Source organism: Pseudomonas sp. IT-196MI5, from assembly GCF_949767415.1.
Lineage (GTDB): Bacteria > Pseudomonadota > Gammaproteobacteria > Pseudomonadales > Pseudomonadaceae > Aquipseudomonas.
Map to the genome: position 1 here is coordinate 1 of NZ_CATKPZ010000055.1, position 13785 is coordinate 13785.

The 13785-nt window shown below is 61.2% G+C and carries 10 protein-coding genes; 2 read left to right on the top strand and 8 right to left on the bottom strand.

Features of this window, described 5'->3' with window-relative positions:
- Positions 1-101: 101 nt before the first annotated feature.
- The gene (locus ACM6IK_RS22725) at positions 102-1646 is read left to right on the top strand and encodes an amidase family protein (protein WP_414876093.1); all 1545 of its coding nucleotides are present in this window, start codon (positions 102-104) and stop codon (positions 1644-1646) included.
- A 3-nt stretch (positions 1647-1649) separates the two neighbouring features.
- Here ACM6IK_RS22725 and ACM6IK_RS22730 read toward each other — a convergent pair whose 3' ends face one another.
- Positions 1650-2534, bottom strand: a complete 885-nt coding sequence (locus ACM6IK_RS22730; RefSeq protein ID WP_414876094.1) for a LysR substrate-binding domain-containing protein — start codon at positions 2532-2534, stop codon at positions 1650-1652.
- Between the two features lie 159 nt (positions 2535-2693).
- On the opposite strand from ACM6IK_RS22730, the gene ACM6IK_RS22735 reads away from it, so the two are divergent.
- On the top strand, positions 2694-5738 hold the full coding sequence (locus ACM6IK_RS22735) for an FAD-binding and (Fe-S)-binding domain-containing protein (protein ID WP_414876095.1): 3045 nt from the start codon (positions 2694-2696) through the stop codon (positions 5736-5738).
- Between the two features lie 68 nt (positions 5739-5806).
- On the opposite strand, the gene ACM6IK_RS22740 is transcribed toward ACM6IK_RS22735, so the two are convergent.
- From ACM6IK_RS22740 to eutB, 7 genes are all read right to left on the bottom strand, one after another.
- A complete protein-coding gene (locus tag ACM6IK_RS22740) occupies positions 5807-7192 on the bottom strand; it encodes an aspartate aminotransferase family protein (protein ID WP_414876096.1) in 1386 nt (461 codons plus the stop codon).
- Between the two features lie 11 nt (positions 7193-7203).
- On the bottom strand, positions 7204-8676 hold the full coding sequence (locus tag ACM6IK_RS22745; protein WP_414876097.1) for an NAD-dependent succinate-semialdehyde dehydrogenase: 1473 nt from the start codon (positions 8674-8676) through the stop codon (positions 7204-7206).
- Positions 8677-8927: 251 nt separating this feature from the next.
- Positions 8928-9407, bottom strand: coding sequence for an Lrp/AsnC family transcriptional regulator (locus ACM6IK_RS22750; RefSeq protein ID WP_414876098.1), 480 nt, complete (start codon positions 9405-9407; stop codon positions 8928-8930).
- A 132-nt stretch (positions 9408-9539) separates the two neighbouring features.
- On the bottom strand, positions 9540-10541 hold the full coding sequence (doeB, locus tag ACM6IK_RS22755; protein WP_414876099.1) for a N(2)-acetyl-L-2,4-diaminobutanoate deacetylase DoeB: 1002 nt from the start codon (positions 10539-10541) through the stop codon (positions 9540-9542).
- A 3-nt stretch (positions 10542-10544) separates the two neighbouring features.
- A complete protein-coding gene (doeA, locus tag ACM6IK_RS22760; RefSeq protein WP_414876100.1) occupies positions 10545-11735 on the bottom strand; it encodes an ectoine hydrolase DoeA in 1191 nt (396 codons plus the stop codon).
- Positions 11736-11776: 41 nt separating this feature from the next.
- Entirely contained in the window at positions 11777-12769 is a 993-nt protein-coding gene (gene eutC / locus ACM6IK_RS22765; protein ID WP_414876101.1) for an ectoine utilization protein EutC, read from the bottom strand.
- 34 nt (positions 12770-12803) lie between these two features.
- A complete protein-coding gene (gene eutB, locus ACM6IK_RS22770; RefSeq protein WP_414876102.1) occupies positions 12804-13775 on the bottom strand; it encodes a hydroxyectoine utilization dehydratase EutB in 972 nt (323 codons plus the stop codon).
- Positions 13776-13785 lie beyond the last annotated feature (10 nt).

Here is a 13785-nt window from a genome sequence, read left to right on the forward strand (position 1 = left end):
GAGAGCGTGCCCACGCTTTTTTTCCCGCCTCCCATTCATTCCCTTGCATCCAATCAGGTGCGAGCTGGATTCGTTCGCCTGTACCCACTCGGAGAATAACAATGCAGTTGAATAAAAAGTTCGTGGCGTGCTCGTTTTTGCTAATGGCAGCAAGTGTTCAGGCGGATGACAGTATCGAACGCATGACCCTCGCCGACATGCGTCATGCGCTGGACAACGGGACTCTCAGTTCCGAACATTTGGTGCAGCACTATCTGGATAACATTCAGGCGAACAATCACCAGGGCCAGAACATCAATGCGCTGGTGACCATCAATGAACAGGCGATCGATCAGGCCCGCAAGTGGGATGCTGAACGGGCGAAAAATCCCACTGCCAGGTACGCACCGCTGGCCGGTATTCCGTTCGTGGTGAAGGACAACTTTGACACCGCCGGTATGGTCACCTCCGGGGGTTCCTTTGTACTGCGTTCGTCGGTGCCAAGCCAGGATGCCTTCACCGTCAAGAAGCTGATCGACGGGCAAGCCATAGTGCTCGGCAAAGCCAACCTGTCGGAACTGGCCGCGTCCTTTGGCTGGTTTGGCTACAGCTCGTTTGGCGGGCAGACGCTGAACCCGCGGAACACCAGGCGCGATGCTTCCGGCTCCAGCAGCGGTTCTGCCGCCTCGGTGGCGGCGGCGTTCGCACCCTTCGCATTGGGGTCGGATACGAGCGGCTCGATCCGCGCGCCGGCCAGCGTCACCGGCACGGTGGGTTTTCGACCTTCGTTGGGGCTGATCAGTCGTAGCGGCATCATTCCGCTGTCACTCGCGTTCGATACCGCAGGTGTCATTACCAACGGCGTGCTGGATCAGGCCATCGTGCTCGATGTGATCAAGGGCCAGGACCAAAGCGACGCGGCGACCTTCGACCTTGCTGCAGACAAAATACAGTTCGAACCGGCACTGAGCCGTACCTCGCTGCAAGGCAAGACCATCGGCGTAATCAGCAATTTCAAGGGCGCGAACCCGCAGGTGGATGCGGTCTTTAAAGCTGCGCAGGAAACCCTCGGCAAGCGCGGTGCGCAGGTCGTCTCCATCGAATTGCCAAAAACCTTTGAAACCCTGTGGAGCGACGTGCTCGGCCCAGTGGGGGAGAGCGAATTCAAGCCGCAATTCGAACGCTACCTCGCCACCCTCAATCCAAACCAACCGCGAACGCTTGCGCAGTTTCTCGACCTGGCCAAACAAAATCAGGCGCAAAACGCTGCGCATGGAATGAACCCGGCACGCCTGGCCGGGCTGGAAGCGGTAGCGAATGCTACAAGTGCCGATTCGCCGCAGTACATCTCCATTCTTTCCCGGAAGATTCCACAGCTGCGCGCGCAACTGATGGGCATCATGAAGCAGAACAAAGTCGACAGCCTGTTCTTCGCGACCATCAACTGCCCGGCTTCGGTGGTGCACGGTGTGAGCGATGACAGTTACCTGTGCAAGTCCGGCGATACCTACGCGTCGTCGTACATTGCCTCGGCCACGGGATTTCCAGAGATCACCGTTCCGGCAGGCATCATCGAGGGCAACCTGCCGGTGGGTGTTTCGTTCCTGGGCGGCTACGGCGAAGACGCCAAGGTGGTGGGTTTCGGCTACGCGTTCCTTGGGCGGTAACCGTCAGATCTGTTCCAGCAGCCAAGTACGAAACGCGACGAGTGAAGGCAGCATCTCGTTGCGCGGCGGATAGGCCAGGTAGTAACTGCGCTGGCTGGCGAAGGGCTGATCGAGGCTGATCAGTTCGTTGTTGGCCAACTCGTCGGCCACCAGGATACGTGGCACCAGACCGATGCCGATGCCGGCCCTGACGGCCTGGATCAAGTGCGAGGTGAGTTCGAAACTCGGCCCCAGCCGCATCATCCGATGGGGCAGGGCGTAGTGGCTGAACCACTCACCCCAGACGTTGGCGTTGCTTGCGACGTTGAGCAGCGTCTGGCCAGCAATGCGCTCTGGGGTCCAGGCGTCATGGATTTCGGCCGCTTCTGGCGAAATGATCACCATCAGTTCTTCGGTGTGCAGGCGATGGCTGATCAGGCCCGGCAGGTTGGCGCTGCCGACCATGATCGCGGCATCGATCCCGCTGGTTTCAAAGTCGATGGCATCGATCCGGGAATTGATGTGCACCAGCATGCCGGGATGGGTTTTGTAGAAGTCATGCAACCGCGGCAATAACCACTTCGAGCCGAAGGTCGGCAAGGTGGCCAGGCGCAACGTGCCGCTGCCCGATTGATAAGCCATGGCCTGCAACGTGGCGCTGCGGATGCGCCCGAGCGCTTCGCTCATTTCCCGCTGATAAAGACGACCGACATCGGTCAGTTGCACTTGCCGGCCTTCACGGCGAAACAGCGTCAGGCCCAGTTGTTGCTCCAGCGCCTGGACTTGCCGGCTCACGGCGCTTTGGGTCAGTGACAGTTCCATCGCGGCGCGGGTATAGCTTTCATGGCGGGCGGCGGCTTCAAAAGCCAGCAGCAACGACATCGAAGGGGTGAGGTGACGGTAATTCATTCGTAAAAGTCATCGATAGCGGCAGGATTATCCGTTTGTCCGGTGCCAGAGCCTGCAGGATCATTGGCGTAGCCGACGACCTGAGGCTGACCCATTAATGCTCAGGCGACAAGTGTTTTGAGTTTTCCCGTGATTAGACCGACAAGAGAACAGCCTGCGATGATCGCTCAGTTGCCCACCGTTGCACCCGCGGCCCAGTACCCGGAGTTTCTGCAAGCCCTGCGTGCCAGCGGCTTTCGCGGCCAGCTCAGCGCTGACTACGCCACCCGCACCGTGCTGGCGACCGATAACTCGATTTACCAGCGCCTGCCGCAAGCGGCGGTGTTCCCCCTGGATGCGGATGACATCGCACGCATCGCGACCTTGATGGCCGAGCCACGCTTCCGCCAGATCAAGCTGACCCCGCGCGGTGGTGGCACCGGCACCAACGGGCAGTCATTGACCGATGGCATCGTGGTCGACTTGTCGCGGCACATGAACACCATTCTCGAAATCAACGTCGCCGAGCGCTGGGTGCGGGTGCAGGCGGGCGTGGTCAAGGACCAGCTCAATGCCGCGCTCAAGCCGCACGGGCTGTTCTTCGCGCCGGAGCTGTCGACGTCCAACCGTGCCACCCTCGGCGGCATGATCAACACCGACGCCAGCGGCCAGGGCAGTTGCACCTATGGCAAGACCCGCGATCATGTGCTGGAACTGCACAGCGTACTGCTCGGTGGTGAGCGTCTGCACAGCCATCCGCTGTCCGAAGTGGAGCTGGAGGCGACTTGCGCGCAGTCCGGCCGTATCGGCGAAGTGTACCGGGTGGCGCGCAATATCCAGGAGACCCAGGCCGACCTGATCGAGTCGGTATTCCCCAAACTCAACCGCTGCCTGACCGGTTACGACCTGGCCCACCTGCGCGACGAGCAAGGGCGTTTCAACCTAAACAGTGTGCTGTGTGGTGCGGAAGGGTCATTGGGCTACGTTGTCGAAGCCAAGCTCAACGTGCTGCCGATTCCCGGGTATTCGGTGCTGGTGAACGTGCGTTACGGCAGCTTCATGGATGCGCTGCGTGACGCCAATGCGTTACTGGCGCACAAGCCGTTGTCCATCGAAACCGTGGACTCCAGGGTGTTGCTGCTGGCGATGAAAGACATCGTCTGGCACAGCGTCGCCGAGTACTTCCCGGCCGACGCCGAACGTCCAACGCTGGGCATCAATCTGGTGGAGTTCAGCGGGGAAGACGTGGCGGACGTGAACGCTCGCGTGGCGTCGTTTGTGCAACATCTGCAGACCGACACGTCTATCGAGCGGTTGGGCCACACGCTCGCCGAAGGTGCCGAAGCTGTGAGCCGTGTCTACGCCATGCGCAAACGCTCGGTCGGGCTGCTGGGCAATGTCGAAGGCGAGATTCGCCCGCAGCCGTTCGTTGAGGACACCGCCGTGCCACCGGAGAAGCTGGCCGACTACATCACCGAGTTTCGTGCATTGCTCGACAGTTATGGCCTGAGCTACGGCATGTTCGGTCACGTCGATGCCGGCGTACTGCACGTGCGCCCGGCGCTGGACATGAAAGACCCGGCCCAGGCCGCGCTGGTCAAACCGATTTCCGACGCCGTGGCTGAATTAACCCGGCGTTACGGCGGGTTGCTGTGGGGCGAGCACGGCAAGGGTTTGCGTTCGCAATACGTCCCCGAATTTTTTGGCGAGTTGTACCCGGCTTTGCAATCGCTCAAGGGCGCGTTCGACCCGCACAACCAGCTCAACCCCGGGAAGATCTGCACGCCGGCGGATGCTGCCCAAGGCTTGCTCAAGGTCAACGAAGTGACGCTGCGCGGTGATCTGGATCGGCAGATCGACGAGCGCGTCTGGCAAAGCTTCGGTACCGCCATGCACTGCAACGGTAACGGCGCCTGCTACAACTACGACCCCTCTGATGCGATGTGTCCGTCGTGGAAAGCCACCCGTGAGCGCCAGCATTCGCCGAAGGGCAGGGCGTCGTTGATTCGCGAATGGTTGCGTCTGCAAGGCGCGGCCAATATTGACGTATTGCAAGCAGCCCGCGGCAAGTTGTCGTGGTTGAGCGGGTTGCCGGCGCGGTTACGCAATAACCTGGCGCGTTCGCGTGGCGAGGCGGATTTTTCCCATGAGGTCTATGACGCGATGGCGGGCTGCCTGGCCTGTAAATCCTGCGCGGGACAATGCCCGGTCAAGGTCAACGTCCCGGAGTTCCGTTCGCGTTTTCTGGAGCTGTACCACGGTCGCTATCAACGTCCGCTGCGTGACTACCTGATCGGCTCGCTGGAGTTCACCATTCCCTACATGGCTTATGCGCCGGGCCTGTACAACGCAGTGATGGGCTCGAAATGGGTAAGTCGCCTGCTGGAGCGACAGGTCGGCATGCTCGACAGCCCGCTGATCCACCGCCATGACTTGCAGGCCACGCTGACCCGCTGCAAGGTCGCCGTCGCCAGTGTGCCGGCTCTACGCGAACTGACCGCGGCACAACGTGAGCGCAGCGTGGTGTTGGTGCAGGACGCCTTCACCCGTTACTTCGAAACACCGTTGCTGGCGAGCTTTATCCAGTTGGCGCACCAGTTGGGGTATCGGGTGTTTCTGGCGCCCTATAGCGCCAACGGCAAGCCTTTGCACGTGCAGGGTTTCCTCGGCGCCTTCGCCAAGGCGGCGATCCGCAACGGCAATCAGCTCAAGGCGCTCGCCGACTGCGGCGTACCGCTGGTGGGACTGGACCCGGCGATGACGCTGGTCTACCGCCAGGAATATCAGAAAGTACCAGGGCTCAACGATTGCCCGAAGGTCTTGCTGCCTCAGGAATGGCTGTTCAATGCGTTGCCGGAAAACCCGCATCCTGCGACCGGGACATTCCGTTTGTTGGCGCACTGCACCGAGAAAACCAATGTCCCGGCCAGCACTTCGCAATGGGAAGCCGTTTTTGCCCGGCTCGGGCTCAAGCTGACGACTGAGGCGACCGGCTGCTGCGGCATGTCCGGAACCTTTGGCCATGAAGCACGTAACCAAGGCAACTCACGGAGCATTTTTGAGCAGTCATGGGCTGGCAACCTGGATAAAAAGGGCGAAGCGCTGGCGACGGGTTATTCCTGCCGCAGCCAGGTGAAGCGCTTAGCCGACAGGCAACTGCGTCATCCGCTGGAAGTGGTGTTGGAGTACGCTGAACCGCCGTATACGGAACCGTACCTACGGTAGCGTGAGAGGACGGCGGCTGTGAAGCCGCCTCCTGCTCGATGATGGTCTAAAGCTCAGACCCGATGGAATCAGCCCAGCACCTCATTGGCCACTTGGTCGACCGCGCTTTTGGTGATGTCGACGATCAGGTCGGCCTCTTCCACAGTCAAAATCAACGGAGGGGCAAAGCCAAGAATGTCGCCATGGGGCATCGCCCGGGCAATCATGCCGCGTTCAAGGCAAGCCGCCGATACTTTCGGGCCGACCTTCAAGGCGGCATCAAAGGGTGTGCGCTGTTCACGATCAGCCATGAATTCGACGGCGGCGAGCATGCCGTCACCACGCACTTCACCCACCAGTGGATGACCTTCCAAGACTTCCCGCAATCGACGGTTCAGGTAGCTGCCAACCTTCTCGGCGTTGGCCGTCAGGTTTTCCCGCTCCAGGATGTCGAGGTTGGCCAAGGCCGCCGCCGCACAGATCGGATGCCCGGAATAGGTCCAGCCATGGCCCATGGCACCTTGGGATTCGGAGGCTTTTTCAATCACGTCCCAAACCTTTTCACCGACAATCACGGCCGACAATGGCGCATAGGCGCTGGTCAGGCCTTTGGCCGTGGTGATCAGGTCCGGGCGCATGCCATAACGCTGGCTGCCCATCTTCGAGCCCAGGCGACCGAAGGCGCAGACCACTTCGTCGGCGATCAACAGCACGTCGTATTTGTTCAGTACCGCCTGGATCGCCGCCCAGTAACCGGCCGGCGGAACGATGATGCCGCCGGTGCCCATCAGCGGTTCGCCAATGAACGCGGCGACGGTGTCCGGCCCTTCGGCCAGGATCATCTTCTCCAGCTCGTCGGCGCAATAACGCACGAACGCGGCTTCATCCATGCCGGTCGGCGCCTTGCGATACCAGTGCGGACACACGGTGTGCTTGATACCTTCGGCTGGCAGGTCGAAATGCTGATGGAAGCTCGGCAGGCCGGTCAGGCTGCCGGTCATGATCCCAGAGCCGTGATAGCCACGGTCGCGGGAGATGATTTTCTTCTTCTGCGGGCGACCCAATACGTTGTTGTAGTAGCGCACCAGTTTGATCTGGGTTTCGTTGGCGTCGGAACCGGAGAGGCCGTAGTAGACCTTCTTCATGCCTTGCGGCGCCCAGTCGATGATGCGGCTCGACAGCTCGATGATCGCTTCGGTCGAGTGCCCGACATAGGTGTGATAATAGGCCAGCTCCTTGGCCTGCTTGTAGATCGCGTCGGCGACTTCGGTACGGCCGTAGCCGATGTTCACGCAGTACAGGCCGGCAAAGGCGTCGATCAGTTCGCGGCCTTCGTGGTCGCGAATGCGGATACCCGAGGCGCTCTTGATGATGCGTCCCTTGAGTGCGCCACTGGCGTGGTCATGGGCGTGGGTCGAAGGGTGCATGAAATGCGCACGGTCTTGCTCGAACAGCGCGTCGAATTCTTGGCTCATGGTAGATCTCCTCAGAACTGGCCTTGATGGTGCAGGCAAAAGTATTTGGTTTCGACAAAGGCTTCGAAGCCCTCGGTGCCGCCTTCACGGCCCAGCCCCGAGGCTTTCATGCCACCGAACGGGATCGGATGGCCGGTGAACTTGACGCCATTGACCGCGACCATGGCGTGGTCGAGACGACGAATCAGCGGGTAAATCAGGTCCAGACGATTGGAACAAATGTAGGCGGCCAGACCGTATTCGGTGTCGTTGGCCATCTCGACCGCATGGTCGAGGGTGTCGAACGGCATCACCCCGGCTATCGGTGCGAAATTCTCTTCGCGGTAAATGCGCATCTGCGGGGTGACATCGGCCAGTACAGTCGGCTGATAGAACAGGCCGCCGAGGGCATGGGCCTCGCCGCCCACCAACCGTTGAGCCCCCTTTTGCAGAGCATCGGCCACGCGTTCGGCGGTGACATCGAAGGCGGCCTGATGCATTAACGGGCCGATATCGACGTTCTGCTCCCGATCGCCCACCATTGCCGGGCCGACCCGCAGTTCACGCACCGCCGAGGCAAAACCCTTGAGAAATTCCGGGTAGATCGAGCGGTCGACCATGATGCGGTTGGCCGCGCAGCAATCCTGGCCGGAGGTCTGAAACTTGGCGGCGACCGCGACTTTTACCGCCAGCTCAAGATCGGTATCGGCGCAGACAATGAACGGTGCGTTGCCGCCCAGTTCCAGAGAGACCTTCTTCACATCCGCAGCCGCCGCTTGCAGCACCAACTTACCCACGCGGGTCGAGCCGGTGAAACTCACCGAGCGCACGCGACTGTCCTGCACCAGGGTTTGCATGGCCATTTGCGGCTCGCCCAGCACCACGTTGAACACACCGGCCGGGAAACCTGCTTCTTCGGCAAGTTGCGCCAAAGCGAACGCCGAGTACGGCGTTTCATGGGCCGGTTTGATCACCACAGTGCAGCCGGCAGCCAGGGCAGCGGCCGCTTTGCGGGTAATCATGGCCGAGGGGAAATTCCACGGGGTCAGCAGCGCGCAGACGCCGACCGGTTCCTTGACCGTCCCCAGGTGTGCGCCGGGGATATGGCTGGGAATGTTTTGCCCATAGAGGCGCCGGGCCTCTTCGGCGAACCAGGGAATAAAGCTGGCGGCGTAGGCGATTTCGCCGCGGGACTCAGCCAGGGACTTGCCCTGCTCCAGGCTGAGAATCCGCGCTAGGTCTTCCTGGTGCTCCAGGATCAGCGCCGCCCAGCGTCGCAGGATCGCGCCGCGAACCTCCAGGCTTTGTTCACGCCAATTGGAGAACGCGCGGTGCGCCGCATCGACAGCGGCGACTATCTGCGGCTGGTCGAGCATCGGCACATGGCCGATCAGTTTTTGATCAGCCGGGTTATGTACCGCGATGCTGTGGCCGCTGTCGCTGTGCACCCAGTGCCCATCGACGTAGCAAAGCGCTTTGAACAGCAATGGATGTTTGTAGGTCATGGCGTTCACTCCGAACTGTGTGCGTGGAACCATGCTAGGGCAGCCGGGCGTTGAGGATTTGGCGTTTGAACGGGGTGCGGCAGGTGGTTTTTTCTGATTGAGCGGGGGTGAACAGCGGATTTTTGCGGTTGAAGCAAAAGCACTGTGGGAGCGAGCCTGCTCGCGAAGAGGCCACAACATTCAACATCCACGCTGACTGTTACACCGCTTTCGCGAGCAGGCTCGCTCCCACATTCGGATTTGCGGTGCGTTCAGGAATCTTGAGATAGCTCAGCAGGCAAGGCACCGCCGGTCTTGATCGTCTTGGTGACGATGTAGGTGAAGTAGCGTTCGATGCCCAGATCGTCGAGCAACAACTGGTCGATGAAGCGCTGGTAATGGTCAATGTCCGGTGCCTGGATCATCGCCATGTAATCGACGCCGCCACCGGTGGCGTAACAGAACGCCACTTCGGCAGCCTCGTTCATGCGCTGTTCGAAACGCCGCATATCCTGTGCGGTGTGTCGGGCCAAGGTGATTTCCACCAGCACCTGTTGGCTTTTGAACACCGCGTTCCAGTCGATCTGCGCCCGGTAGCCCTTGATCAAGCCCAGGCTTTCGAGTTTGCGCACCCGCTCCCACGCAGGCGTTACCGACAGGTTGATCGCCTCGGCCAGGCTCGATTTGGTGATACGCCCGTCTTCAGCGAGGATTCGCAGGATTTTCAGGTCATAGCGATCGAGTTTGTGCATGGGTGACGATCTCGTGAATATTTAGGAGACCCTGTGGGAGCGGGCTTGCTCGCGAATATGGTGTGTCAGTCAACATCAACGGTGTCTGACACACCGCATTCGCGAGCAAGCCCGCTCCCACAGGGATTGATGTCAGGTCAGTACGTCGGCGATTACCGCAATGGTATCGCCACACCGCACCAGTCCCGGAAAATGCCGCGCCGCCAGCAGACCGCTGCGCGCTGCACGGTATTCCATCGACGCCACGCCGCTGCGGGTGGCATCGTAGACACGGGCAATCACTTCACCTTGCTTCACGTTCTCCCCCAGATCACGGCACATTTCCAGCAGGCCGTCGTGCTCGCTGGCGATGAAGCAATCGCCGTCGGGCATGTCGAGCATGATCGAGGGTGCGAGTTGTACCTCGCCTTCAAGGATCCCGGCATGCACCAGCAGATTTCGCACGCCGCGTTCGGCAATCGCCACGCTGCGCGCCGTGGAGGAGCCGCCGCCGCCCAGTTCGGTGGTAACGAAGACTTTGCCCTGGCGTTCGGCGGCGGTGTCATACATCGCCCCGGCGTCGAGTTCCAGCATGCGCATGCTGTACGGCGCATTGAAGGCACGCATCCCGGCCTCGCATTGCGCCTGCTGCTGTTTATCCGGCAGCACATGACAAGCGGCGAATGGCAGAAAATCCAGGGTGCGACCGCCGGAGTGAATGTCCAGCACGATGTCGGCCAATGGCAGCAAGGTACGCGTGAAGTAATCGGCGATTTTCTCGGTCACCGTGCCGTCCGGCTTGCCGGGAAAACTGCGGTTGAGATTACCCTTGTCGATCGGTGACGTGCGCCGTCCGGCATGGAACGCCGGGGTGTTCATGAACGGCACGATTATCACCCGCCCACTCACCTCGGCAGCGCTCAGCCTCTGGGCCAGTTTGCTCAGCGCCACCGGCCCTTCGTATTCGTCGCCATGGTTGCCACCGGTGAGCAGCGCGGTCGGTCCCTGACCGCGTTGAATCACCGTGACCGGAATCATCACCGCCCCCCAGGCCGAATCGTCCCGGGAATACGGCAGTTTGAGAAAACCGTGCTGCACGCCTTCACGGGTGAAATCCACCGTGGCGCTGATCGGGTTGTCAGGCAGTTCGCTCATGGTTCAATCCTTCACGAACAGTTGGCGTGGCACGTTGCACAGGGTTTCGACGCCGGTTTCGGTGATCAGGATGCTCTCGGTGATCTCCAGCCCCCAGTCGTCCATCCACAGGCCCGGCATGAAGTGGAAGGTCATGCCCGGTTGCAACACGCTGGTGTCGCCGGGACGCAGGCTCATGGTGCGCTCGCCCCAATCCGGGGGATAACTGATGCCGATCGGGTAGCCGCAACGGCTGTCCTTGTGGATGCCAAATTTCTCCAGCACCTTGAAGAACGCCACCGCGATGTCGCCGGTGGTGTTGCCCGGTTTGGCCGCCTCAAGCCCGACGGCGATGCCTTCGACCACGGCTTTTTCACCGTCGAGAAAATGCTGCGGCGGCTTGCCCAGGTAAATGGTGCGCGACAACGGGCAGTGGTAACGCTTGTAGCAACCGGCGATTTCAAAGAAGGTGCCGGCGCCCTTTTCGAACGGCGTATCGTCCCAGGTCAGGTGCGGCGCACTGGCATCGGCACCGGTGGGCAGCAGAGGCACGATGGCCGGATAATCACCGCCATGACCGTCGGCACCGAGGATGCCGCTGCTGTAGATCTCGGCCACCAATTCATTCTTGCGCATGCCTGGCTCGATCCGCTCGAGGATCCGCCCGTGCATGTTTTCAACGATGCGCGCGGCGATGCGCATGTAGGCGATTTCCTGCGGCGACTTGATCGCCCGTTGCCAGTTCACCAGACCGACCGCGTCCACCAAAGTGGCATTCGGCAGGTTGTTTTTCAGCGACAGGTAAGCGGCGGCGCTGAAGTAATAGTTGTCCATTTCCACGCCGATGGTCAGCGCGTCCCAACCGCGGGCGCTGATGACTTCCCGCGACAGGTAATCCATCGGGTGACGTTCCCGGGACTGCACGTAGATGTCCGGATAACCGACGATATTTTCCTGCTGCATGAACACCGTGCGCTTGGCGCCGTTGGCATCCTGCCCGCGACCGAACCACACGGGCTCGCCGTCGAGCGCCAGCAGCACGCACTGATGGACATAAAACGACCAACCGTCGTAGCCGGTCAGCCAGGCCATGTTCGACGGATCGGTGACCAGCAACAGCTCGATACCCTGCGTCTGCATGGCCGCTCGAACCTTGGCCAGACGCTGGGCGTATTCCTCCCGTTGGAACGGAAGATTGACGACTATCTGAGACATGCACATGCCCTCTGATAAATGACGCACGGATAAAAAACGGTTTAACTACCGAACTGAAAACCTTTGCCCGCCGAGCGCGCACGCTCGAAGGCCAGGTTGGCCATGGCCGTGTCCTGGGCACCGGTGCCGGTGAGGTCGCACAAGGTGATTTGCGTTTCGTTTGTGCGACCGGGCCGTTGGCCGGCCAGCACCTGGCCTAGCTCTGCGAAGCCCGATTCGTCGCTGACGACGCCCGCAGCGAGAGCGTGATGCAACTCGCCGAGGATGCGCGTCTGGCTCAAGCGATCCGCCACGTAGCAATCGACCTGTGCCAGCGCCTTGGGGGCAATTTCGTTTTTGTGTTCGGCATCCGAACCCATGGCCGTGATGTGCAGGCCCGGTTGCAAATGCCGCGTTTCAATCAACGGCTCGCGGCTCGGCGTGCAGGTGATGGCGATGTCCACGTCAGCCATGGCCTCGTCGATGCTCGCGCACGGCCTGACCGCCAGACCGCTGTCACGCGCCAGTTCGACACTGAAGGTTTCGGCCTTGGCGTAGTCCCGGGCCCAGACCCGCACGCTGTCGATCGGCCGTACCAGTCGCAAGGCCTGAAGCTGCAACGCCGCCTGCTCGCCGGCTCCGATCAGCGCCACGCTGCGACTGTCGGCCCGCGACAATGCTCGCGCCGCCACCGCTCCGGCTGCCGCCGTGCGCACGGCCGTCAGGTATCCGTTATCCAGCAACAAGGCATCGAGCAGACCGGTGCGTGCCGACAACAGCATCATCATGCCATTGAGGCTCGGCAGGCCCAGTTTCGGGTTGTCGAAAAATCCCGGGCTGACCTTGATCGCGAAGCGCTCCAAGCCAGGCAGATACGCCGTCTTCACGTCCACTTCGCCGTTATGCTCGGGGATGTCCAGACGCAGGATCGGCGGCATCGCTACAGCGGCGGTGGCCAGCAACACAAAGGCTTGCTGGATGGCTTCGATGCTTGGCAGGTCCAGCGCTACACAGGCGCGCAGATCGGCTTCGCTCAACAAGGTGACTTCACTCATCAACGTGCGCTCCAGTTGAATTTTTTGTTTTGGTTCACGCATCCGCGCCGGCAAGCACACGCAAATGCTGATCGATATCGACGTTGCGCCCGCTAACCACCACCACGATCGGCCCACGCTGCTCGATCAAGCCATCGAGCAGCGCGGCAATCCCTACCGCTGCCGCGCCTTCCAGCACCAGGCGCTCTTCGCGATAGGCATGGCGAATGGCATTGGCAATGGAGGCTTCGCTGAGCAAGTGCAGGCGATCACAGGTGTCGCGGGTCATGTTGAAGGTGTAACGGTTGTCCAGGCCGATACCGCCGCCGAGGGAGTCGGCGAGGGTCGGCAGCTCTTCGACTTCCACAGGACGCCCGGCCGCGAGACTGGCGTGCATGGCCGCGCCGCGCTGCATGCTGACGCCATGAGTGACGATTTGCGGGTTGGCACTTTTCAGTGCCAGCGCCACGCCGGCGAACAGACCGCCGCCGGACAACGGCACCAGCACTTGGGCGACATCCGGCAGTTGTTCGAGGATCTCCAGCCCCAGCGTGCCCTGCCCGGCGATGATGGCCGGGTGATCGAATGGCGGCAGCAGCGTCGCGCCATGTTCACAGGCAATCCGCTCGGCCTCACGCTGGGCATCATCCTGGGACTGGCCGACGATGCGGACTTCGGCGCCTAGATCGCGAATGGCCTGAACTTTATTTCCCGGCACCAGATGCGACAGGCAAATAGTCGCCTTCACGCCTTGCTGCGACGCGGCATAGGCCAGCGCCCGCCCATGATTGCCCGTCGACGCGGCGACGACGCCACGCGCCTTTTGCTCGGCATTGAGTAGTGCCACGGCATTGCTCGCGCCGCGCAACTTGAAGCTGCCGGTGATTTGCCAGGATTCGAGCTTGAGGAACACCGGTACGCCCAACCGCCGGGACAGGCTGGGCGAATATTCCATGGGCGTGCACCGGACCAGCGATTGAATACGTTGGCGGGCGAGGTAGATATCGTTTAGCAGGAGCACTGACATGACCGCGTCC

Bases quoted from the DNA above. Each gene is read 5' to 3' on its own strand.
- ACM6IK_RS22725 (WP_414876093.1), top strand. From the start codon at position 102: ATGCAGTTGAATAAAAAGTTCGTGGCGTGCTCGTTTTTGCTAATGGCA.
- ACM6IK_RS22730 (WP_414876094.1), bottom strand. From the start codon at position 2,534: ATGAATTACCGTCACCTCACCCCTTCGATGTCGTTGCTGCTGGCTTTT.
- ACM6IK_RS22735 (WP_414876095.1), top strand. From the start codon at position 2,694: ATGATCGCTCAGTTGCCCACCGTTGCACCCGCGGCCCAGTACCCGGAG.
- ACM6IK_RS22740 (WP_414876096.1), bottom strand. From the start codon at position 7,192: ATGAGCCAAGAATTCGACGCGCTGTTCGAGCAAGACCGTGCGCATTTC.
- ACM6IK_RS22745 (WP_414876097.1), bottom strand. From the start codon at position 8,676: ATGACCTACAAACATCCATTGCTGTTCAAAGCGCTTTGCTACGTCGAT.
- ACM6IK_RS22750 (WP_414876098.1), bottom strand. From the start codon at position 9,407: ATGCACAAACTCGATCGCTATGACCTGAAAATCCTGCGAATCCTCGCT.
- doeB (WP_414876099.1), bottom strand. From the start codon at position 10,541: ATGAGCGAACTGCCTGACAACCCGATCAGCGCCACGGTGGATTTCACC.
- doeA (WP_414876100.1), bottom strand. From the start codon at position 11,735: ATGTCTCAGATAGTCGTCAATCTTCCGTTCCAACGGGAGGAATACGCC.
- eutC (WP_414876101.1), bottom strand. From the start codon at position 12,769: ATGAGTGAAGTCACCTTGTTGAGCGAAGCCGATCTGCGCGCCTGTGTA.
- eutB (WP_414876102.1), bottom strand. From the start codon at position 13,775: ATGTCAGTGCTCCTGCTAAACGATATCTACCTCGCCCGCCAACGTATT.